Origin of the sequence: Streptomyces sp. NPDC053493 (assembly GCF_044544825.1) — a bacterium.
Classification (GTDB): Bacteria; Actinomycetota; Actinomycetes; order Streptomycetales; family Streptomycetaceae; genus Streptomyces.
Genome location: NZ_JBITXS010000002.1, coordinates 562,519 through 580,791, shown reverse-complemented (window position 1 = coordinate 580,791; position 18,273 = coordinate 562,519). Strand labels below are relative to the sequence as shown.

Here is an 18,273-nt window from a genome sequence, read left to right as displayed (position 1 = left end):
CCGCATGTCTGCCGCCCGTCTCACTGCCGCCCGCGCGCTCCTCGACCAGCCGCCGCCCGCCGCCGTCCCCGGGCAGATCGCCATCCCCGACGACGCGCTCAACATCATCCGCGGCACCCTCACCGACCACCACCTCGACCACCCCGACACCCAGACCGACCACATCGCCCGCCAGCTCACCCGCCACGGCTGGACCATCACACCCGCCACCTGACCCGGTTCCACCCGACCGCACGAAGGAGCAGCACCATGAAGCACGTCGTCATGTGGTCCGGAGGCATCACCTCCTGGGCCACCGCCCGCCACGTCATCGCCGAGCACGGCACGGCCAGCACCACCCTGCTGTTCGCCGACACCCGCGCCGAGGACGAAGACCTCCACACGTTCAACGCCCAGGCCGCTGAACAGCTTGGCGTCCCCATCACCCACGTCGCCGACGGCCGTGACCCCTGGCAGGTGTTCGAGGACAAGTCCTGGGTCGGCAACACCCGCATCGCCCAATGCTCCCTGGAGCTCAAGCTGAAGCCCTGCCGCAAGTGGCTGGAGGACAACACCGACCCGGCCGACACCACCGTGTACGTCGGCATCGACTGGACCGAGACCGAGCGCCTGCCGGCCATCGTCCGCGGCTGGGCCCCCTGGACCGTCGACGCCCCGCTCACCCGGCCGCCGTACTCCGACAAGGACCAGTTGCGCGCCGAAGCCCGCGAGGCAGGCCTCATCGACCCCAGGCTGTACCGGCTCGGCTTCGCCCACAACAACTGCGGCGGCGCCTGCGTCAAGGGCGGCCAGGCGCAGTGGGCCCGACTCCTGGACGTCTTCCCCGAGCGGTACGCGAAGGTCGAGACGTTCGAGGAGCGCATGCGGGCCAAGCTCGGCAAGGACGTTGCGATCCTCCGCGACCGCCGCGGCGGCGAGACGAAGCCGCTCACGCTGGCCACGCTCCGCCGCCGAATCGAGTTCCAGCGGTACGCCCAGCCCACCCTGCTCGACGCCGTCGACACCGACGACTGGGGCGGCTGCGGCTGCTTCACCGACGCCGCCTGACCCTGCACGCAAGCCGTCCGCCCCGCAGGCAGCGCGGGGCGGACGGCCACCCCAGCCTTCCACACCACCAGGAGCATGACCATGACCGACCAGACCGCCGCCTGCCGCACGACCCGCCACTGCGCCACTCACGACTTCTGCCACCGCTGCGCGCCGTCTCTCCACAAGGCCACCCAGCATCTCGTCAAGGCGATCGACAGCGCGGGGATTGAGTACTCCGCGTCCGGCCGCGTGTACGCCAAGCTCGCCGCCACGATCCGGGACGCCGCCCGCCAGGCCGCCGGACAGTCGGCCGCGGGCGCCGATCAGGTGCGGGCCATGTGGCCGCAGATCCTGGAGGCGGTCAAGAACCGCCGCCGCTTCACCTGGAACACGCTCTCGCAGAACGCCCAGGTCGCCGGCTTCGACGGAACCACCCTCCAGCTTGGCTTCCCCGACGAGGATGCGCGGGCCGGCTTCACGGACAGCGGCAGCGAGGACGTCCTGACCGCCGCCCTCGCCGAGCAGTTCAACGTGCACTGGCGGATTGAGGCGATCATCGTTCCCCCGGGCGGTGCTGCTGCCACGGCCGCCGCCGGGCTGGCCGCCGGACAGCTGGCCGCCGAGTGCGTGTGCGACGACCGGCCCGAGGAGTGCCCCGCCGTCGGGGAGCAGCCGGTCGCCGAGTGCCCGCAGTGCGACGACACCGGCGCCTGCAACGGCGGCCCCTGCGCCCACCCCGCCGCCGGGCTGGCCGCGCCCACCAACCACGACACCGAGGACCGCCGCCGTCTCGCCGCTGTCGAACGGCTCTGCTCCGGCCGCCCCGGCTACCACACCGTCACCGTCAAGCAGCTGCTCACCGCGATGAGCGACGCCGCCGGGGCCGAGTCGTGACCTGGTGGCAGTGGCTCGCCACCGGCCTCGCCGCCTGGTGCGCCGCCTCCATCCTCACCGCCGCCATCGTCTGCCGCACAGCCCACGTCCTCAAGCACCCGCGCAGGAGCACCTGATGAGCCACGACGACCGCCGCACCACCAAGCGGGTCACCGGCACCTTCACCCTCACCTTCCACGGCAGCTACATCGACGCCGACGACATCCCCCAGTACTTCGAGCAGTGGGTGGACGGCGGCCTGGAGGACCGCGACGACCTCCGCGGCTGGTCCTTCGACATTACGGAGATCGACGAGGTCACCGGCGACCCCGAGGGATTCGACTCATGACCCGGCCCGCAGCCGAGCGGGCCAAGGCCGCCCTGGCCGCGCTCAAGCGGGCCCACATCGCCCTCGCCGAGCAGGCCGGGAAGGACCAGGCCGCCATCGAACGCGTCCGCGCCCTCGCCGAGGAGCTGGCAACCCGAGGTAACGCGCGCACCGGCAACGAGAAGACCCTCGGCCGCCGCATCCTCGCCGCCCTCGACGAGCAGCAGGAGCAGCCGTGAGCGTCCTTCCGCCCTTCTCTGGCCCCAACCCGCGCTGCATCAAGTGCGGCAACCGCGGCGCCTACACCCACTACGTGAACCAGTTCCCGCAGCACCTGCGCCGCGAGTGCGACCGATGCAGCTACCCGTGGCGCGAGGCCACCGTCGAGCAGGAGCTGCCCATCCACGTCGGCGGCAACGCCGAGGACTGCCCCGCCTGCACCGGCACTAACCCGCCCTACCCGTTCCTCTGCCCCGGCCCGAAGGAGCCCCAGCCGTGACCCGCCACGCCCCGGCCGCCAGCTGCCGAACCGGCAAGGCCCGGTACCGCGACGAGGTCGCCGCCAAGCTCGCCCTCGCCCGTATCGACACCGGCCACGGCAACCGCCGCGAGCGCCGCGCCTACCGCTGCCCGCACTGCCGCGGCTGGCATCTCACCAGCCGCCCCTGACCCCGGACGCGCAAAGGGGTGCGCCCAGTCCGCCAAGACCAGCGGGCGCGCCCCGACGGAGGACCCATGACCGACCAGCCGCCGCTCTGGCACGACGGATGGGAGCAGGAGGCAGACCGCAAAGCCGGCATCCAGTCCGACGAACCGATCGCCGGATACGCCCGCCCCTGCAGCAAGCGACACTTCCCATCCCGCCGACCCATCCACGACGTTCTGGAGACCCTGTGAGCCCCGAACTCACCCCGCACCAGCTCCACGTGCTCCGCATGGTCGCCGAAGGCCGCACGCACGCCCAGATAGCCGCCGAGCTCGTCGTCACGCCGAAGGGCGCCACGGCGGCCGTCAACCGGGTGCTCGCCAAGCTCGGCGCCGCGAACGCCCCGCACGCCGTCCTGCTCGCCTGCCAGGCCGGGATCCTCGACGGCCGGCCGCAGCGCCACGGCGACCACGCCGGCTACGAAGCCCACCGGCGCCGCGGCGAGAAGCCCTGTGAGCCGTGTAGGGCTGGCGAACGCGCCTACCGGAACAAGCCCACACAGCCGCACAGCGACAAGCAGGAGGCAGCGTGAACCCCAACTCGACCCCGCCAGAGGCCCTGAGCGCCCCTCTCGCAGCCGAACGCGGCGAGAAGGTAATCCGAGACGGTGGCGACGTGGCAGAGGCTCAGACCGGCGCACAGGGCGTCGAAGCGCGCGACGCCATCCGCGACGCCATCGCCACCACCCTGAACGCCGCCGGCTACTGGCTCCCCGTCGAAGGCCAACGCGCCATTGCCGACGCGCTCGTCGGACTCCACAACAGCGAAGCGGAGAAGTGGCGCCACAAGGCAATCGATCGGGCCGTCAAGCTCGGATGGCTCGAGACGACCCTGCTGGCCGTCACCGAACTCGCCAACGAGGAATGCACCCACCCCGGCGCCTGGGGCGATGGCTACCGCGACGCCCAACTCGGCCTCGGTGAACTCCTCGCCGCCTTCCAGCCGCCCACCGCCTGACCCACCTCGCACCGCCGCAAGGAGAGCCGCCGTGAACGACATGCCCACCTGCACCCGCTGCGCCCGCGACCTCCGCGACGACGAGCTGTCAAGGTTCCTTTGCAGGATCTGCGAAGACCGGACCGCCGCCGCCCTGGTCGCCATCCCCGGCCTCTACCAGCAGTTGTCCCAGCACCTGCAGCGCGGCGCCAGCACCGGGCCCGCCGTCTCCGGCAGCAAGACCGCGCCCCTGCCGCTCCGCATCGACGTCCTCGACGCCCAGATGGAAACCGGACCCGTCCTCGGACCGCTGCAGGCCTGGGTCCGGGACTGGGAGCACCACGGGCACGCCGAACTCCACGAGGCCGGGACGCTGCAGGACCGGGTCGCCGGCGCCTGCCGCACCCTGCGGTTCAACCTGGCCTGGGCTGTGCAGCACCACCCGGCCATTGACGAAGCGGCCGACGAGATCGCGGCCATAGTCCGCACGCTGCAGGGCATGACCGGCGGAGAGAAGCCCGCCCGCCGGCTCCACGCCCAATGCCCCTGCGGCCACCACCTGCCGTTCACCCTCGCCAGCCGCGGCGAAACCTGCCGAGGCTGCGGAGCCGACTACGCGCGCGGAGAGATCATGCGGCTGCCGCTCGCCGAACGGCGGGCCGCGGCTTAGGCGCGTTGACGCGACGCTGGACCGAAGGGATGATCACCCGGCGCGCCTGGTGGCCATCCCGCCCTTCTCGCCCCCTCGCCCGGTATGCACACGGCGTGGAAGAGAAAAGGTTCGAGGTCACCCCGCCCTACCCCAGCGTCGAAGTGCGCCTCCCCAACAACGGCGGGGTCATCAAGGGGCGGCTCAAGACCCTCATGCAGAAGCCGGACGAGCACACCTGGATGGAAGTGACCGTGCCGACATGGACGCGCTGGCGAACCCAGGTCGAAGTCGGTCAGCCGTCACGCGAAGGCATCGCTCCAGGCGAGTACAACCTGTGGGCCCCGGCCTACGCCGTCACCACCGACGAGGAAGACTTTCAGCGCCTCCAGAACGAGTACCGCGAGCAGTTGCTAGCCGCTAAGAAGTAGGCAGCCGCCGCGCCAGGTCCGCCGCGAGCTGGCCGGCGGCCTCACCGCGCGGCGTCACATCCAACTGCTCCAACAGCTGCAAGAACCCCACCGCCCGGCGGGCCTCCGCAGCCGTCAGCAGCGGCAGACGCGGGTCATCGGTGTAGTCGCCGGAAACCGGCTCGGCAGCATCCACGACAGGAACAACGCGCACAGCCACGAACAGGCACGCCGATGCCGACTCCGATACGAAGCGCCGATAGACAAGCCGGACTGCTGTCCCGAAACGTTAGCCCGCTAACGTTTTGCGCTACGGTGGAAAGCGCGATTAGAGACTCCACCGGAGGGCCAGGATGAGCAGCGAACCGTGGACCATCGAACGGATCCGCGACGCCCTCGGAAACCCTGCACTCACCCAGCGCTTCCTCGGCGAGATCAACCGCGCGCCAGCCCACCAGCTCCTCACCGTCTTCGCCAAGTGGGAACGCATCGCCAAGGACACCGTCGCCGCCGTCGACCGCGGCCGGAAGCTCGCCGCCTACGACGCCCGCGGCGAAGAAGCCCCCGGTCCGTGGGTCGACGCCACCGACAAGATCCAGGCCGCTGCCGACCGGTCCCGCACCAGCGGCGCCGCCTGACCTCGGTCGTTTCTTCGTACAGTCAGCGGTCCGCTACGCTGCGCGGTGGAATGATCACTGTAATCGGCGCCAGTGATTTCGCCGCACCCGCCCGGGTGCCCGGAGATCGAGGATCCGCCTTGCAGTACCGGCTGAAGTACGACCCCGCAGCGGAAGCCGTACACGAAGCGATGCCACCCGGCCCCAGCGAGGCACTCACCCTCGCCCTCGCCGCCGCCTGCAACAACCCCATCGGCGCCACCCAGCCCTACGGTGAAGACGACGGCGTCATCCGCATGCTCATCACCGACCACGCCTTCGCCGTCCTCCTCATCGGCGACGTGCTGAAGACGGTCACCGTGCTGCAGATCAACTACCTCGGCTGACCCGCCCCGCGCTGGCAGGAACCGACGAAGCCGCCCCCCGAAGGGTGGATCTTCCGTGGCGCCTCCCACTTCAGCCGGTTGACCGGCCGCTACACCAGACCCATGACAGACCTCACGCAAGCCCTCGAATCCCGCTTCGGACCCGCCGCTGACTGGCCCCTCAAGATCCGCACAGCGCAAGCACAGCTAGAGACCCTCCAGCGCTACATGGGCGATGACTACACCACCTACGTCCGGTGCGCCCGCCAAGCCGTAGACGAGCACCGAGCCCAGGCCGGCGTCCGCACCACCCTCGACCGCCGCGAGCGCTTCGGACTGCTCCTCCATGACGTCGAAAGCACCCGCGGCCAGGAGTCAGAAACCATCGACGTTGCCTGGGCCACGAACTTCGGGCTAGAAATCCTGCTCAACAACGAACAGTACGAACAACTCATTGACGCCGCAGTCGAGGCCAACGAACCCGCCGTGGCCGGCGCCCGCTGACACAACGAAGCCCGCCACCCGAAGGGGTGGCGGGCTCGCTTTCGCTCGCCCACACCTCCGCCTTCGTGCCAGCATCAGCCCACCGCAAACCGCCAAGGGGGGCACCATGCGCCTGACTGCAGCAGTACGCCAGCAACTGCTCGACCAGAACGAAGGCTTCGAGAGAAGGACCAGCTTCGAGGGAAAGAACTTCACCGAGTACCGGACGTACCGGATCACCGGAGGCCAGCTCCACTACCGCTCCAGCGGCAAGACGTCAGGGGCAGACAGCCGCTTCGACAACACCTACGTCGCCACCGACGAAGAGACCCACCGGTTCCTGTACAAGTACAAGGCCGAGCTCAACACCCATGGGCTGTAGCGCGCCCAGCGCCACACGACGAAGCCCGCCACCCTTCCGGGTGGCGGGCCTCTCGCGCATCTACGTCAGGCGGTCATCCGCAGCTGGCCGCCGCCTTCGAAGTCGTCGATCAGGTCGGCAATCTCCGCGTACACCTGCTCCAGGATCGGGCGGTCGTCCTCGGTGTAGAACGCGACGCTGTCGATGCGGGAGCCGGCCGGGCCCGGGATCTTCCCCGGCCGGCGCCCGTGCACCTTGAAGTACCGGTTACTGACCCGAGAGCCGAACCCGGACTGGAACTTCGCCACCGTCTTCGGCTTGTGGCCCTTCTCAGCGAGGAACGTCGACGCATACAGCGGCGTCTCCGACGACTCCAGCTCCGGCTGCTCGCCCATCACGCGGGCCATGATGACCTTGCCCGTCGCCGTCGCGTAGGCCTCCGGGAGGACCGGGCGGAGGATCGACAAGATCTCCGCCTGCTCCTTGTACGGCACCGGGCCGGCCGCCGCGGTGATCTCGCGGGCCGCCGTCGGCGCCACCTCGTAGCGGCCGTGCTTGCGGATCGCGGGCAGCACCTCGTGGGTGACCCAGCGCTTGAAGGCCTTGGCCTCGGGACGGTCGGAGCGGATGATCAACGTATAGAGCCCCGCTTCATTGATCACGGCCCGGTTCGGGTTGCCCGGCTTTCCATCGGTCAGACGGATGGAATCCTTCTCATCGGCGTCGAGGCGCGCCAGCACGCTGCCGACGTTCGAGATGTCCAGAACCGCGCAGACATCGCCGGCCACCCACCAGGGCTCGCCGTCGCGGATCAGGGTCCGGACCTCTGCCCCTTCGAAGCTGAAACGCTCGACGGCCCCGTTCTCGCCGGGGCCGTCCTGGGATGCGACCATGGTCGTGGTCTCTCCGATCTGTGGACACAGTGGATTGATCGCTAGGCCCACCCGAACCGCCAAGTACCGGGTGGGCCTTGCTGCGTTCAAGGTAGCGGAAGGTCGACTAGCTTGCTACAGCTTCGACTAACTAAGCGGCTAAGCTAGCGGAAGATAGCGAGGGCGGGCATCATGGCGACCATGCCCGCCAATACACCCGAAGACCGTCAGCGGCTCGCCGAGGCCGCCGCAGCCCGCAGACGAGAGCTCACTCTGTCCGTCGCTGCCGCCGCTGAGGCGGCAGGCCTGGCCAAGGACACCTATAAGCGCGTCGAGCGCGGACTCCCCATCCGCGACAGCGGCTATATCAAGATCGACAAGGCCCTTCGTTGGGCGCCCGGCTCAGCCGCCGCCATCCTGGAAGGCGCCGCAGGCGCCATCACTGTCGAACGAAGCCCTGGAGGGGCAGGGTTCGTGCACGCTGCGATCCCAGACGAAGAGCTCAAAGGAGCCGTCACCAACGCGATCGTCGCCGTTGCGGACACCCTCACCGCGCGAGAGATCCGGGACATCTCTGACCGGGTCCTCGCAGAGCTGCGGCAGCGCGGCCTGCTCGACGAAGAGTGAGGTGGAAGCCGAAGGCCCCTCCGGGTACCCGGAGGGGCCTTTGTTCTGCGGCAGTTACGCCTCGCCGTCTTCCTCGCTGAAGGGCGGGAGCGGGATGGTGTACGACAGCGCGTACCGGTCGGCTGCCGTAATGATGTCGCAGGTCTCGACGGGCTGATTCCCGACGAAGTAGGTGCGCGTAATGACGAAGACGGGCACTCCCGGCGCCACCTCAAGTTGCTCCACCTCGTGCGGGCGCGCCGCGCGCGCCACCACATCCTCTGTCACGTGTGTGATGTGCTGGCCGATGAGGTCGAACCGGGGGACGACGCCGCTGACAGGACTGGCCTCAGGTTGCTCGATGGGCGTCCCCCGCGTCAGATCCAGCGGCTCGTAGGACGTGGACAGCTTGATGGGCTTGTCGTCGGCGAAGAATGTGTACGTCGTGCGCATCACCTCGGCGCCGGGCTCGATTGCGAGGCGCTCGGCCACGGCCCTTGTCGCGATGGTGGCGCGGCTGCTGTACTCCCACTCGGCTTGCTGGCCGGCCCGAGCGGCTGCCGCCTTGACGGGTGAGCCTTTGGGGCGCACGCCGTACAAGTCTCCAGCGATGCGTTTGCTGGGGGGCGCTTGCTCGCGGACGAACGTACCGACGCCCTGTCTTTTGACGACGAGCCCTTCGCTCTGCAGTCGGTCGACTGCCATGCGGACGACGATACGCGAGACCCCGTAGTGGGTCATCAGCTCGGCCTCGGACGGGATTTGGTCGCCTGTCGCGAGGTCTCCGTCCGTGATCTGCGCACGGAGGTCTGCGGCAACCTGCTCGTAGGCGCTCTTCCCGGTCTTTGAAGCCATCCGTTCCTTCCTCGTCTACTCGATAGGACCAGTGAAGCACGGGGTCTGACCTGCGGTCTATCGCGACTACGGCGCGTCGTTCACCGACTCCCTTGCGCAGTCGTGCCACTCGTTATAACGTCTCCCTTGTCCGCAGCTTTCAAAGGGCTCGCAACCTTTGTGTGCTGCATAGAAATGGCCCCACGGGGAGTTCGCGGTGCTCGCAACACCGCGCCCGAGGGGCCGCGCATCAGGTGTCTTGGAGGAAACCGATGCACGACAACCTTACCGTCAAGGCGGGCCGCCCCGCCTCCGTCTCGCCCCTGAGGCCGAAGGACGTGGCTTCCGCGCTCGGCGTCAACGTCCAGACCGTCTACGTCTTGGTGCGCCAGGGAGATCTCCCGGCCTACCGGGTCGGTACCGGCCGCGGCACGATCCGCATCAGCCGCGCGGCCTTCGACCAGTACCTCGCCGACCGCGGCATCCCCGCTAGCGAACTGGCGGTGGCCTCATGAGCGGCCCTACCCAGCGGCCTTCGACCGCCCGCCTCTTCTCGGCGCCGCTGCCTGAGCTTCTGGCGGAGACCAACGCGGAGATCATCGACGCGCCGGCCGAGTACGAGCACTTCGAAGGCGTGGCTCTCCGGCAGAGCGCCGGCCCGATCCAGGTCGTGCTGCCGAAGACCCAGAGCCCTCGCGAGAGGGACGCGATGGCCCGCCTTCTCGTCGGCCGTCTCCTCGGTACCCCGATGCTTCCGCTGCCGACCAGCCTGGAGGCTCGTTCCTTCGGCGGTGCCCTGTGAGCGCCACCGCGGTCGAGGCCGCCACCGTCGCCCCGCAGCGCCGCCGGATCGTCGTCGGCAAGAAGGTCGGCCGCGGCCCGCTGGTCCTCGTGATGTCGGACGCCGACAAGGCCGCCCACGCCGCCGCCTCCTACGTTCGCCCGGCCCGGTGATCGTGATGACCGCCGAGGAGATCCAGGCCGCCGCGCACGCCCAGCTGCAGGAGCAGATCCGCCGGAACCAGGAGTCTGCCGCGCGCGCCCAGGCCGCCGCGGAGCAGGCCAGGTACCAGGCCGACTGCATCCGTGCCGAACGCCGCTAGCAGCGGCCGTCTAGCCGCCAGGGCCGGCGGTCCATTCCCCCTGCCGCCGGCCCCGGCACCCCACCACCACACCCGTACCTCTGCCACGAGGAGATTCGTCATGCCCGCTTTCGCCCTGATCCCGTCCGATGGACCGTCTGACCGGCAGCTCGCCGAGGTCGAGGCCGGTGTCCGCGCCAGCGTCGTCGCCGACTACCTGACCGCCCAGCGCGCTGGTGACCAGACAGGTCTGCTGGCCGCCGAGTACCTGGCCGCGCAGATCGACAACTCCACGCCCGACGGCCCGCGCCTCCTCGACGAGCTCGCCGGCCTCACCCAGCCCGCCGCCGCGTGATGGCCGAGGACGTCTGCCCGCAGTGCGAGGAGCACGCCCGACTCCACAGCGGTAACTGGCTCGGCCTCGGGGACCAGAGCACGCCGTGCCCCGAGTGCGACGACCACGCCAAAAACGGCTGTTCCGACAAGCGCAAGAAGTGGAGCTGGTGGTAGTCCTCCGCCCTCCTCGCCAACCTCGAAAGGAGCCCGTCATGGGCCTGTTCAACCGCAAGCCGCAGCCGAAGGGCTACCAGCCGACCGACGCCGAGATCGCCTCGGCCGCCAAGAAGCTCAACGCCGACAGCGGCGATGAGGCCTGGGACCTGACCCTCCACTCCGGCGACTACAGCCAGCAGACCGTCATGCGGATCCTCTCCGCCTGCGTCGACGACATGGGCGAGGACGAGGTCCGGTGATCGTCGACTGGCGGCAGACCCGCCGGCCCAGCATCGCCTTCGCCGTCTTCGGCGCCCTGGCCTTCGTGTTCGGCGCGCAGGTCCCGCTCCTGTGGCGTCTCGCGCTCGTCGCCTCCGCAGTCCTCGCCGTCGTCGCATCCGCCGTCGAGCCCGGCCCGCCGACCCTCCGAGCCGTCAAGCCGACCCGCATTCCGACCCAGCAGTCCACCGGAACCTGAAGGGATTGATCACCGTGAGCACCGCCATCGAGAAGGTCAACGGCCACGCCGTGGCCCACGAGCCGCGGTTCGACCCGGTCGCGCTCGCCGAGGCGGACGCCATCCGCACCCGCAGCGAAGCCGAAGCCCGCGCCCGGATCATCGAAGCCGAGGCCAGGGCCAAGGCCGCGGAGACGCTGGCGGCCGAGGAGGCCGAGAAGCTGCGTCTCGCGAACGAGCGGCAGCGGATGAAGACGGAGAAGGAACAGGCTGCTCACGAGGCGTACCTGGCGGAGCAGGCCGAGAAGAAGGCGCGCGCGGACGCGGCCAAATTCAAGGCCGAGGCTGAGGCCGCTGACGAGGCGGCCGAGGAAGCGGCGCGGATGGCCGAGCAGCAGCGTGCTGAGCGGCTGTGGAAGTGGGGCGCCCGCGCCATCTACGCCGTCGGACTGGTCATCGCCGCTCCGGTTCAGTTCCTCGCCTTCTGGGACCCGCAGCGGAAGTTCATGGTGGCCGCTCCCGCCCTCCTTGAAGGCCTCGCCCTCGTCCTGGCTTGCGGCGCAGCCTGGGCGGTCGCCCACCGACGCGACGTCCTGCCGTACCGGATCGGCATCATGCTTGGCGCCGCTGTCGCCGCCGCAATCAACCTGTGGCACGGCGTCACGGACCCGGACATCGGGCTCAACGCCGGCCTCATCGGCGCCATCGCTTCCCTCGGCGGCCCGATTGTCCTCATGGCCTACGAGCACGGCATCGCACAGAAGGCAGACGGCATCCCGTCCGCCCGAGAGCGCCGCGCAGCCCGGCGAGCGAAGGCGAAGGAGGACGCTGCACGCGAGAGGGCGAAGACCGAGAAGACTGTCGCCGAGGCTCAGGCCCGCGAGGCGAAGAGGCTTGCCGAGATGCGTGAGGCGGAAGAGCAGAAGCGTCGCGATGAGGACCGCCGCAACGCGCACGACAAGGTGTGGCAGGTCGCCGATTCGCTCCGCTCCGCGCGTGGCCTGCCGGTCGTCACCGAGGGCGTCTGGAGCGAGGCCTGGTACCGGGTGACGGGCTCGAAGGTCGTCGGCATCACACCCGAGATCGAGGCCAACTCGAAGGCCGCGCAGGCCCGCATGAAGGTAGCCACGGACGTTCCGATAATCGGTGACTTTTCGCAGGTCAATTCCCATCGACCCCCGGCCGAGAAGAAGGACCCGAACGCCCCCGACGGACGCCGCAACAACGGAGGCACGCCGCCCCGCCGAGTACCCGGCGACACGCTGCCTGTGAGCGCCATCGCCCGGACCCAGGCACGCATCGAGCGCACCCCCGAGGAGTCGAAGTGACCACCGCCCCGAACGCCGAGACGGCCGTCCAGCGGCCCCCGCTGACCCTCGTCAAGGACGGCGTCTCCCAGCCCGTCGAGGGCACGATCATCAAGCATCAGGGCGACGTGCTCGCCGAGCGGCCGGCGTGGCTCGTCGCGGCCAAGGACCGCACCGACCTTGCCAAGGACCACGCGCTCGGCAACCGTCTCTACGTCGGCTGGACCCTCCGCGGCTACGGCCGGCTCGCCGCCCGCTGGATCGACGGCTACCGCGACGACTACCCGCAGATGATCCGCACCGCCCGCGCCGATGTGAAAGCCGCCAAGGGTGACGCGGCAGCCGAACAGGCTGCCAAGCGCGCGGTGCAGCAGCTCCGCGAGGACTACAAGAAGCACCGCCTCGTCTACACCGCGAAGACCAGCGCATGGGGTGCAACGATCGGCACCGCCGCCGGATACGGCGCGGTCGCCGGCGGCGTGTGGACCAGCATCCTCATGGCCATCGGCACCCTCACCTACGGCGCGCTCAAGGGCCGGCCCCAGGCCGTCGAGCTGGAGGACGACCCGGGTCGCATCGAGATCCTCGCCGGCGAAGGCGAGCCGTTCCCGATCGCCGACGCCACGACCCGAAAGGAAGCCGCTGAGTGCGTCCGCCGCGCCCTCGTCTCCGAAGGCATCGCGGTCGCCGACGTTGAGGCCGGGCGCCGCTACGACTGGGGCTGGGAGATCAACGTCCGCCTCAAGAAGGGCACTCCCGCCGACCTCATCGCCAAGGCCGGCGACCTGGAGACCCCGCTCGACCTGCCCGTCGACGGACTGCTGTGCCAGCCGCTCCGCATCAGCCGGGCCCGCGCCACCCTCCGCCTCGTCGCCAGTGACCCGTTCATCAAGATGCCGCCCCTGCCCGACCGGGCGCCCAACAGCGGCCGCATGCGGGACAAGGCGCTGGTCGCCATGAGGATGGACGGCCAGCCCACCGAGATGTCGTTCCTCGGGCTGCACTGGATCGTCATCGCCTCCTCCGGCGGTGGCAAGTCCGTCACCATGCGAACCATCGGCGACGTCCTCACCGCCTGCCAGGACGTCGTCGTCATCGACCTCGACCCCGGCGGCAACGGCCTGGAGCCCCTGGCCGACGCGGTCGGCGTGCGTGCCGTCGGACCCGACGAGATGCACCGCATCGAAGCGATCCTGGAGAAGCTGCTCAAGGTCGCGAAGGCGCGGGCCACACTCCTCGGCAAGCTCGGCATGGGCGACAACTGGATCCCGTCAGCCGAGTACCCGGCGATCGTCGCCGTCATCGACGAGTACCCGCAGCTGTCCCCGCAGGCCAAGGCGCTTGTTGTCGGCATCCTCCGCGTCGGCCGCAAGGCCCGGGTTCAGATCGGGCTCGCCGCACAGGAGGCCACGAAAGACTCCATCGGTGCCGCCATCGCCGACAGCATCGCGCTGAAGATCGTAGGGCCCGCCCGGCACCAGGACATCGTGCAGGTTTTCGGCGCCGGAGCCGGAGCGAACGGCTACCGTCCCGACCGGCTCCACCCTGCCGAGGGCGAAGACCCCGCCGACGCCGGCAAGGTCTACATCATGGGCGCTGGCCAGCGAGACCCTCTCATCCACAAGTTCATCGCGATCAGCGGCGCCGAGGCCAAGGAGCGCGCCGCCGCCCGAGCGGCTGCGGGACGTCCCTGGATCGACGCGATCTCGCTGGAGACCGCGGGCGTCACCTTCGACGACCTCGACCAGGTCAAGCCGCACACCGTCCTGCCCGAGGCCATCGAGCTCGCCCGGCTCGCCTTCACCGCCCACGGCGACCCCGAGCGCCTGACCAGCGAAGAGATCTACGACTACGTCGCCTCGGCCTCAGAGGCGTGGGCGCCGCAGGAGGACGAGGAACCCGACAAGGCGCTGGCCCGCTTCCAGAAAGCCCTCCGCGACCAGTCCGAGCAGATCGCCTCCGGCATCGACATGAAGACCAAGCAGTGGCGTGGAGGCCGCGGGTACTACCTCGCCACGCTGCTCGAGCTGATCGGGGAGACGAGCGCCGAATAGGCGCCGATCGCCCGAACCGAGGGTGTGACGCCGCAGGTCACGGCCGTGACGCTGCCCGTGACAGGGGCGTGACCGCGACCCGCTACCCGTGACGCGTCACACCCACGTCACACCCACCCGCACCGCTCTGACCTGCAACGTAACGGGCCGTCACGCGCCCTGTCACGCCCTATATGCGAAGAACATCCACAGCCTGAAGGAGAACCCGATCATGGCCCTCAAGTCCCTCTACGAAGCCAAGCGCGGCCACGCCAAGAAGCTGTGCAGCGACGTCCGCCCCGGCGACCTGCTCTACGTCATCCACGACGTCGAGACCCGCGTCGCCCCCTACGAGGACAGCCAGCTCTACGAGGAGTACGAGGTCACCAACGACACCGCGCCGTTCACCGGGCACCCCATGGTCTGCAGTACCAGCCCCAACCGTCGAGGCGGCAGCGAGCTCAGCGTCACCCAGCTCCTCACCCACCACCGCGAGGTCCACGGCAAGCCGCCCCGCGGCATCCGCAACATCGCCGACACCCCGCAGGCCGCCACCAACCACGACGTCGCGCAGCGAACCCACGCCGCGCACCAGAAGGACATGAGCCGCGGCGACGGCTCCAAGAAGATCCTCGCCGCCGCCGGCGCCAAGCGAAGCCGCTGGTTCTGACGGTTGCCCGATCCGCCCGACCCGCGCGGGCGGTGAGGGGAGCCGGGACAGACCCGAGCCCACACCCACGGAGGAACCCATGGCCCACACCGACAAGGAACTCGCCCAGATCGCGACCGGAGCAGCACGCGCCGCAGGCATGGACGCCGGACGCACCCGCGACCTTCTCCGAGCCGCCGGCCTCACCGACGCCGAGCTGCAGCGCGCCCTCTTCTACCTGGAGAGCAACAGGCCGCTCCTGGGCCGCTGACCTTGCCCGCAACTTGCCCGATCCGCCTAACCCACCCAGGCGAGTAGGGCCGGGCTACGCCCCGCGCCTACCAAGACGAGAGGAAGCCCTCATGGGATCCGCAGACCGTTGGCCCGACCTCACCGGAAAGACCTGGGCTAACAAGACCTCGCTCGAGATGACGGACGACGAGGTGAACGACGCCCGCGCCACCTTCGAAGCGGCCGGCCGCAGCGACTACGAGAGCGAATGGCTCCGTCGCCACGGCTTTCCCGAGAACTACGGCCGCTGACCTCACCAACTCGGGGCGCCCCTGACCGCCTGGACAGCACCAGGGGCGCCCCACCTCCCGCGAACAGGAGACCACTAGATGACCACGCCCACCCTCGCCCCCGTCAAGGCCGACGTCGACGCACGGCAGCTCATCGCCGATATCGAGCAGTACCTCGCCCAGCAGGCCAGCACACGGACTGCCCACCCGCTCGTCACCAAGACCACCGCCGAGCTCGTCACCGAAGCGCTCGGCACCCAGCCCGCGCCGGTCGCCGCGCCGACCCTCGAACCGCCCAGCCGACTCTGGCGCATCCTGCCCGACTGGACACTGAGCATCATCCGCCAGCTCCACGCCGGCACCACCCGGCACATCACCGTCGCCCAGCACCTCGAACTCACCGCGCTCGTCATCGAACGCTACGGCTGGGAGCGCGGCGCCCTCCGCACCAACAGCGGCCGGCGCTGCATCCTCGGCGCCCAGGCCGTCCTGTTCCGCCTCGGCTACGGCGACGAGCACACCGCCCACGCCGCCGGTCGCCACATGCAGAACATCCTCGCCGCCCGAGGCATCACCGACCCCTACCACCGCTGGAACGACCAGCACGGCCGCAGCAAGACCGAGATCCTGCACCTCATCCGCACCGCCGCCGCCAACGCCGGGGAGAATCGATGACCAGCAAGCGCTGCCCCTCAGCCCAGATCGACAACGAACCCTGCAGTGACGGCGCCCACGACCACCTGTTCCTCGACGAGACCAACGCCGGAACCTACGGCTGCGAACGCCACATCACCCAGCTGCTCATCCGTTTCCCGCGCAGCCGAGTCGTCGGCAGCGCCCACGACCCCGGGTCCGGCGTCCGCATTTTCAAGGCCGCCGTCGCCGCCCGGAGGAACCGATGAACCAGCCCCGATGAACCGTCGGAGCCGGCGGTCGATGAACTATCCGCGGCCCTCGCCTGTCTCGGCAGGGGCCGTCGGTGTCGCGCGAGCCATCCACCGACCCGTGCCCCTCGACTCCATCGGCCGCAGTAGCGGAGTCAGCCCGAACAGCTCGCAAAGCCGGACCAGTTCCGTGCGGCACTCAGCCTCAGAATCCGCCTGCACCGTGAACACCGTCGCCATGACAGCAGTGTGGCGGATAGAAGGGCCCTATCCAGAGATAACCTGAGATAGCTTGACACGATCGACCGCCGAACTTACGGTGTGCTCAATTGGAGCTTTGCGCCTGCTGAGGGCCGCCCACGCTGGGGCGGCCTTTCGCATTCTCGGGGGTGGCCATGGCTGACGAACCCATCCTCGTCGATGAAGGTGCCGCAGCCTGGTACGCGGGACGTCCTGGCGTCACCATCCGACGGTGGGCCCACGAAGGCCGAATCGGGCGCTACGGAACCGGCCGAGGCAAGGTTCGCTACAACATCCTCGAACTCAACATGGCCGACAGGGACGAGGAGACCAACGCCCTTATCGAGCCCGGCGACGTTCCTCCGCTACCTGCCGGCGACCGCGCCGCCTGATCTGCCCACCACTGCGCGAGGGGGTATTCGATGCCGTTCCCTCCTGGCACCCCTACCGTCACGATCACGGGCACGCTTCCCGCGGCTGTGACAGGTACTGGATATGGCGGCAAGGTGGTGTTCACGCCGTCGTCCTACCTGGTGGATACGGGCCGCGCGGCTATCTACCTCGGCGGCGGCGAGGTGACCATCGCCAATGGCTCCTTCTCGGCGGTGGTCGTCCCGAACGATGCGTCAGGCGTTGGGCCTGCCGGTTGGCGCTGGCGCATCAGTCTTGAACCGGTTGGTGCTCCGAGCCAGCAGTTCTACGCCTACGTCTCGGGTACCGGCACCGTCGACATCTCCAGCCTGATCCCCGTACCCGCCCCTGACGGCGGCTCGGCAGGCAGTGGCGCCGTGTCGTCCGTCAACGGGAAGACGGGCGTCGTCGTCATCACCTACGCGGATGTGGATGCCGAGCCTGAGGGCACCGTCGCCACACACGCGGGCGCCAGCGACCCCCACGGCGACCGCACATGGGCCGTCCAGCAGTTCGCTGCCAAGAGTGCCAACCTGAGCGACCTGGCCAGCGCAGCCAGCGCCCGCACGAACCTCGGGCTCGGGAATGCGGCCACCCGGAACATCGGCACGACTGCAGGCACCGCCGCAGCTGGTGACGACCCGCGCTTCAACAGCAGCGGAGGCGGCAGCACCATCCGCTGGGCCGAAGCTCGCATCAGCGACGGCGCCGTTGTCGACCTCCCCTCCGCCCCATCCTGGGCGATCGTCGCCACCTCGGTGGGCACGCAACTGAAGTGCTCGATCGCTGCCCAGGCCGGCGACCGAATCGCGGCCGAGGTGCTGATGCTGAACTCCGGCACCCGGTTCTACGACCTCGCCCTGCTCAGCAGCGGCGGCGCTATCGCGGTCTACGACAGCTCTGGCACGTCCAGCCCTTCGAGCGAGGGCTCGCCGTGGATGTACTACAACACCTCGTTCCCGCGCGTCCCAGGCGCCGCCCGGTTCACCGTCGGCGCCGGCCACACCAGCGGCGGCCTGGCCACCGTGGCACTCGTCAACCAGGGCACCAGCAGCGCCCGGGTGTACGCGTTCGCGGGCTACCCCTGGATCATGCGCCTCGCCAACCTCGGCCCCGAGCCCGCGTAGG

The 18,273-nt window shown here is 69.6% G+C and carries 36 protein-coding genes; 33 read left to right on the top strand and 3 right to left on the bottom strand.

Features of this window, described 5'->3' with window-relative positions; translation table 11 throughout:
• Positions 1–4: 4 nt before the first annotated feature.
• The 12 genes from ACIGO8_RS08270 (at position 5) to ACIGO8_RS08215 (ending at position 4,952) form a co-directional block, all read left to right on the top strand.
• Positions 5–214: a hypothetical protein gene (locus ACIGO8_RS08270; protein ID WP_399725786.1), complete on the top strand. Its 210-nt coding sequence runs from the start codon at positions 5–7 to the stop codon at positions 212–214.
• Positions 215–249: 35 nt separating this feature from the next.
• Entirely contained in the window at positions 250–1,047 is a 798-nt protein-coding gene (locus ACIGO8_RS08265) for a hypothetical protein (RefSeq protein ID WP_399725783.1), read from the top strand.
• An 81-nt stretch (positions 1,048–1,128) separates the two neighbouring features.
• Positions 1,129–1,923, top strand: a complete 795-nt coding sequence (locus ACIGO8_RS08260; protein ID WP_399725780.1) for a hypothetical protein — start codon at positions 1,129–1,131, stop codon at positions 1,921–1,923.
• 115 nt (positions 1,924–2,038) lie between these two features.
• Positions 2,039–2,251, top strand: a complete 213-nt coding sequence (locus tag ACIGO8_RS08255; RefSeq protein WP_399725777.1) for a hypothetical protein — start codon at positions 2,039–2,041, stop codon at positions 2,249–2,251.
• Positions 2,248–2,469 carry a hypothetical protein gene (locus ACIGO8_RS08250; RefSeq protein WP_399725774.1) on the top strand — a complete coding sequence of 74 codons (222 nt, stop codon included), beginning with the start codon at positions 2,248–2,250 and terminating at the stop codon, positions 2,467–2,469. The genes ACIGO8_RS08255 and ACIGO8_RS08250 overlap by 4 nt, the downstream gene beginning before the upstream one ends.
• Positions 2,466–2,729 carry a hypothetical protein gene (locus ACIGO8_RS08245; RefSeq protein ID WP_399725771.1) on the top strand — a complete coding sequence of 88 codons (264 nt, stop codon included), beginning with the start codon at positions 2,466–2,468 and terminating at the stop codon, positions 2,727–2,729. The genes ACIGO8_RS08250 and ACIGO8_RS08245 overlap by 4 nt, the downstream gene beginning before the upstream one ends.
• The gene (locus ACIGO8_RS08240) at positions 2,726–2,899 is read left to right on the top strand and encodes a hypothetical protein (RefSeq protein WP_399725768.1); all 174 of its coding nucleotides are present in this window, start codon (positions 2,726–2,728) and stop codon (positions 2,897–2,899) included. The genes ACIGO8_RS08245 and ACIGO8_RS08240 overlap by 4 nt, the downstream gene beginning before the upstream one ends.
• 66 nt (positions 2,900–2,965) lie before the next feature.
• Positions 2,966–3,127, top strand: coding sequence for a hypothetical protein (locus ACIGO8_RS08235; RefSeq protein WP_399725766.1), 162 nt, complete (start codon positions 2,966–2,968; stop codon positions 3,125–3,127).
• Positions 3,124–3,468, top strand: a complete 345-nt coding sequence (locus tag ACIGO8_RS08230; protein ID WP_399725763.1) for a LuxR C-terminal-related transcriptional regulator — start codon at positions 3,124–3,126, stop codon at positions 3,466–3,468. Before ACIGO8_RS08235 ends, ACIGO8_RS08230 begins: the two co-directional genes overlap by 4 nt.
• A complete protein-coding gene (locus ACIGO8_RS08225) occupies positions 3,465–3,893 on the top strand; it encodes a hypothetical protein (RefSeq protein ID WP_399725760.1) in 429 nt (142 codons plus the stop codon). Before ACIGO8_RS08230 ends, ACIGO8_RS08225 begins: the two co-directional genes overlap by 4 nt.
• Positions 3,894–3,924: 31 nt before the next feature.
• A complete protein-coding gene (locus tag ACIGO8_RS08220; protein WP_399725757.1) occupies positions 3,925–4,542 on the top strand; it encodes a hypothetical protein in 618 nt (205 codons plus the stop codon).
• A 95-nt stretch (positions 4,543–4,637) separates the two neighbouring features.
• Positions 4,638–4,952, top strand: coding sequence for a hypothetical protein (locus ACIGO8_RS08215; protein WP_399725755.1), 315 nt, complete (start codon positions 4,638–4,640; stop codon positions 4,950–4,952).
• Here ACIGO8_RS08215 and ACIGO8_RS08210 read toward each other — a convergent pair.
• Positions 4,942–5,127: a hypothetical protein gene (locus ACIGO8_RS08210; RefSeq protein ID WP_399725752.1), complete on the bottom strand. Its 186-nt coding sequence runs from the start codon at positions 5,125–5,127 to the stop codon at positions 4,942–4,944. The two genes, ACIGO8_RS08215 and ACIGO8_RS08210, sit on opposite strands and share 11 nt — an antisense overlap.
• A 157-nt stretch (positions 5,128–5,284) precedes the next feature.
• On the opposite strand from ACIGO8_RS08210, the gene ACIGO8_RS08205 reads away from it, so the two are divergent.
• The 4 genes from ACIGO8_RS08205 to ACIGO8_RS08190 all read left to right on the top strand — a co-directional run bounded on the left by ACIGO8_RS08205 (position 5,285) and on the right by ACIGO8_RS08190 (position 6,778).
• Positions 5,285–5,569 (top strand): hypothetical protein, encoded by a 285-nt coding sequence (locus ACIGO8_RS08205; RefSeq protein WP_399725749.1) that lies wholly within the window; start codon positions 5,285–5,287, stop codon positions 5,567–5,569.
• 50 nt (positions 5,570–5,619) lie between these two features.
• Entirely contained in the window at positions 5,620–5,934 is a 315-nt protein-coding gene (locus ACIGO8_RS08200) for a hypothetical protein (protein WP_399725746.1), read from the top strand.
• Positions 5,935–6,036: 102 nt separating this feature from the next.
• Positions 6,037–6,417, top strand: coding sequence for a hypothetical protein (locus ACIGO8_RS08195; protein WP_399725743.1), 381 nt, complete (start codon positions 6,037–6,039; stop codon positions 6,415–6,417).
• A gap of 106 nt (positions 6,418–6,523) precedes the next feature.
• Positions 6,524–6,778, top strand: a complete 255-nt coding sequence (locus tag ACIGO8_RS08190; RefSeq protein ID WP_399725740.1) for a hypothetical protein — start codon at positions 6,524–6,526, stop codon at positions 6,776–6,778.
• Between the two features lie 65 nt (positions 6,779–6,843).
• Here ACIGO8_RS08190 and ACIGO8_RS08185 read toward each other — a convergent pair whose 3' ends face one another.
• The gene (locus ACIGO8_RS08185; protein WP_399725737.1) at positions 6,844–7,650 is read right to left on the bottom strand and encodes a Bro-N domain-containing protein; all 807 of its coding nucleotides are present in this window, start codon (positions 7,648–7,650) and stop codon (positions 6,844–6,846) included.
• Between the two features lie 171 nt (positions 7,651–7,821).
• Between ACIGO8_RS08185 and ACIGO8_RS08180 the strand changes: the two genes are divergently transcribed.
• Complete coding sequence (locus ACIGO8_RS08180; protein ID WP_399725735.1) at positions 7,822–8,256, top strand: hypothetical protein; 435 nt, start codon at positions 7,822–7,824, stop codon at positions 8,254–8,256.
• Positions 8,257–8,310: 54 nt separating this feature from the next.
• On the opposite strand, the gene ACIGO8_RS08175 is transcribed toward ACIGO8_RS08180, so the two are convergent.
• On the bottom strand, positions 8,311–9,090 hold the full coding sequence (locus ACIGO8_RS08175) for a GntR family transcriptional regulator (protein WP_399725732.1): 780 nt from the start codon (positions 9,088–9,090) through the stop codon (positions 8,311–8,313).
• 251 nt (positions 9,091–9,341) lie between these two features.
• Between ACIGO8_RS08175 and ACIGO8_RS08170 the strand changes: the two genes are divergently transcribed.
• From ACIGO8_RS08170 to ACIGO8_RS08095, 16 genes are all read left to right on the top strand, one after another.
• Entirely contained in the window at positions 9,342–9,584 is a 243-nt protein-coding gene (locus tag ACIGO8_RS08170) for a helix-turn-helix domain-containing protein (RefSeq protein WP_399725729.1), read from the top strand.
• Positions 9,581–9,871: a hypothetical protein gene (locus ACIGO8_RS08165; protein WP_399725726.1), complete on the top strand. Its 291-nt coding sequence runs from the start codon at positions 9,581–9,583 to the stop codon at positions 9,869–9,871. The genes ACIGO8_RS08170 and ACIGO8_RS08165 overlap by 4 nt, the downstream gene beginning before the upstream one ends.
• Positions 9,868–10,023, top strand: coding sequence for a hypothetical protein (locus tag ACIGO8_RS08160; protein ID WP_399725723.1), 156 nt, complete (start codon positions 9,868–9,870; stop codon positions 10,021–10,023). The genes ACIGO8_RS08165 and ACIGO8_RS08160 overlap by 4 nt, the downstream gene beginning before the upstream one ends.
• Entirely contained in the window at positions 10,020–10,172 is a 153-nt protein-coding gene (locus ACIGO8_RS08155; protein WP_399725720.1) for a hypothetical protein, read from the top strand. Before ACIGO8_RS08160 ends, ACIGO8_RS08155 begins: the two co-directional genes overlap by 4 nt.
• Positions 10,173–10,272: 100 nt before the next feature.
• Positions 10,273–10,506 carry a hypothetical protein gene (locus ACIGO8_RS08150; RefSeq protein WP_399725717.1) on the top strand — a complete coding sequence of 78 codons (234 nt, stop codon included), beginning with the start codon at positions 10,273–10,275 and terminating at the stop codon, positions 10,504–10,506.
• Between the two features lie 193 nt (positions 10,507–10,699).
• The gene (locus ACIGO8_RS08145) at positions 10,700–10,903 is read left to right on the top strand and encodes a hypothetical protein (protein WP_399725714.1); all 204 of its coding nucleotides are present in this window, start codon (positions 10,700–10,702) and stop codon (positions 10,901–10,903) included.
• Positions 10,900–11,121: a hypothetical protein gene (locus tag ACIGO8_RS08140; protein WP_399725711.1), complete on the top strand. Its 222-nt coding sequence runs from the start codon at positions 10,900–10,902 to the stop codon at positions 11,119–11,121. The genes ACIGO8_RS08145 and ACIGO8_RS08140 overlap by 4 nt, the downstream gene beginning before the upstream one ends.
• 14 nt (positions 11,122–11,135) lie before the next feature.
• On the top strand, positions 11,136–12,428 hold the full coding sequence (locus ACIGO8_RS08135) for a hypothetical protein (RefSeq protein WP_399725708.1): 1,293 nt from the start codon (positions 11,136–11,138) through the stop codon (positions 12,426–12,428).
• Entirely contained in the window at positions 12,425–14,461 is a 2,037-nt protein-coding gene (locus ACIGO8_RS08130) for a hypothetical protein (protein WP_399725705.1), read from the top strand. The genes ACIGO8_RS08135 and ACIGO8_RS08130 overlap by 4 nt, the downstream gene beginning before the upstream one ends.
• Before the next feature lie 88 nt (positions 14,462–14,549).
• Positions 14,550–15,110 carry a hypothetical protein gene (locus ACIGO8_RS08125; protein WP_399725702.1) on the top strand — a complete coding sequence of 187 codons (561 nt, stop codon included), beginning with the start codon at positions 14,550–14,552 and terminating at the stop codon, positions 15,108–15,110.
• A 79-nt stretch (positions 15,111–15,189) separates the two neighbouring features.
• The gene (locus ACIGO8_RS08120; protein WP_399725699.1) at positions 15,190–15,360 is read left to right on the top strand and encodes a hypothetical protein; all 171 of its coding nucleotides are present in this window, start codon (positions 15,190–15,192) and stop codon (positions 15,358–15,360) included.
• Positions 15,361–15,451: 91 nt separating this feature from the next.
• Positions 15,452–15,631, top strand: coding sequence for a hypothetical protein (locus ACIGO8_RS08115; RefSeq protein ID WP_399725696.1), 180 nt, complete (start codon positions 15,452–15,454; stop codon positions 15,629–15,631).
• Between the two features lie 78 nt (positions 15,632–15,709).
• Positions 15,710–16,285 carry a hypothetical protein gene (locus ACIGO8_RS08110; RefSeq protein ID WP_399725693.1) on the top strand — a complete coding sequence of 192 codons (576 nt, stop codon included), beginning with the start codon at positions 15,710–15,712 and terminating at the stop codon, positions 16,283–16,285.
• Positions 16,282–16,512 carry a hypothetical protein gene (locus ACIGO8_RS08105; protein ID WP_399725690.1) on the top strand — a complete coding sequence of 77 codons (231 nt, stop codon included), beginning with the start codon at positions 16,282–16,284 and terminating at the stop codon, positions 16,510–16,512. The genes ACIGO8_RS08110 and ACIGO8_RS08105 overlap by 4 nt, the downstream gene beginning before the upstream one ends.
• A 377-nt stretch (positions 16,513–16,889) precedes the next feature.
• Positions 16,890–17,126 (top strand): DNA-binding protein, encoded by a 237-nt coding sequence (locus tag ACIGO8_RS08100; RefSeq protein WP_399725687.1) that lies wholly within the window; start codon positions 16,890–16,892, stop codon positions 17,124–17,126.
• Between the two features lie 114 nt (positions 17,127–17,240).
• Positions 17,241–18,272 carry a hypothetical protein gene (locus ACIGO8_RS08095; protein ID WP_399725684.1) on the top strand — a complete coding sequence of 344 codons (1,032 nt, stop codon included), beginning with the start codon at positions 17,241–17,243 and terminating at the stop codon, positions 18,270–18,272.
• The last annotated feature ends 1 nt before the right edge of the window (position 18,273 follow it).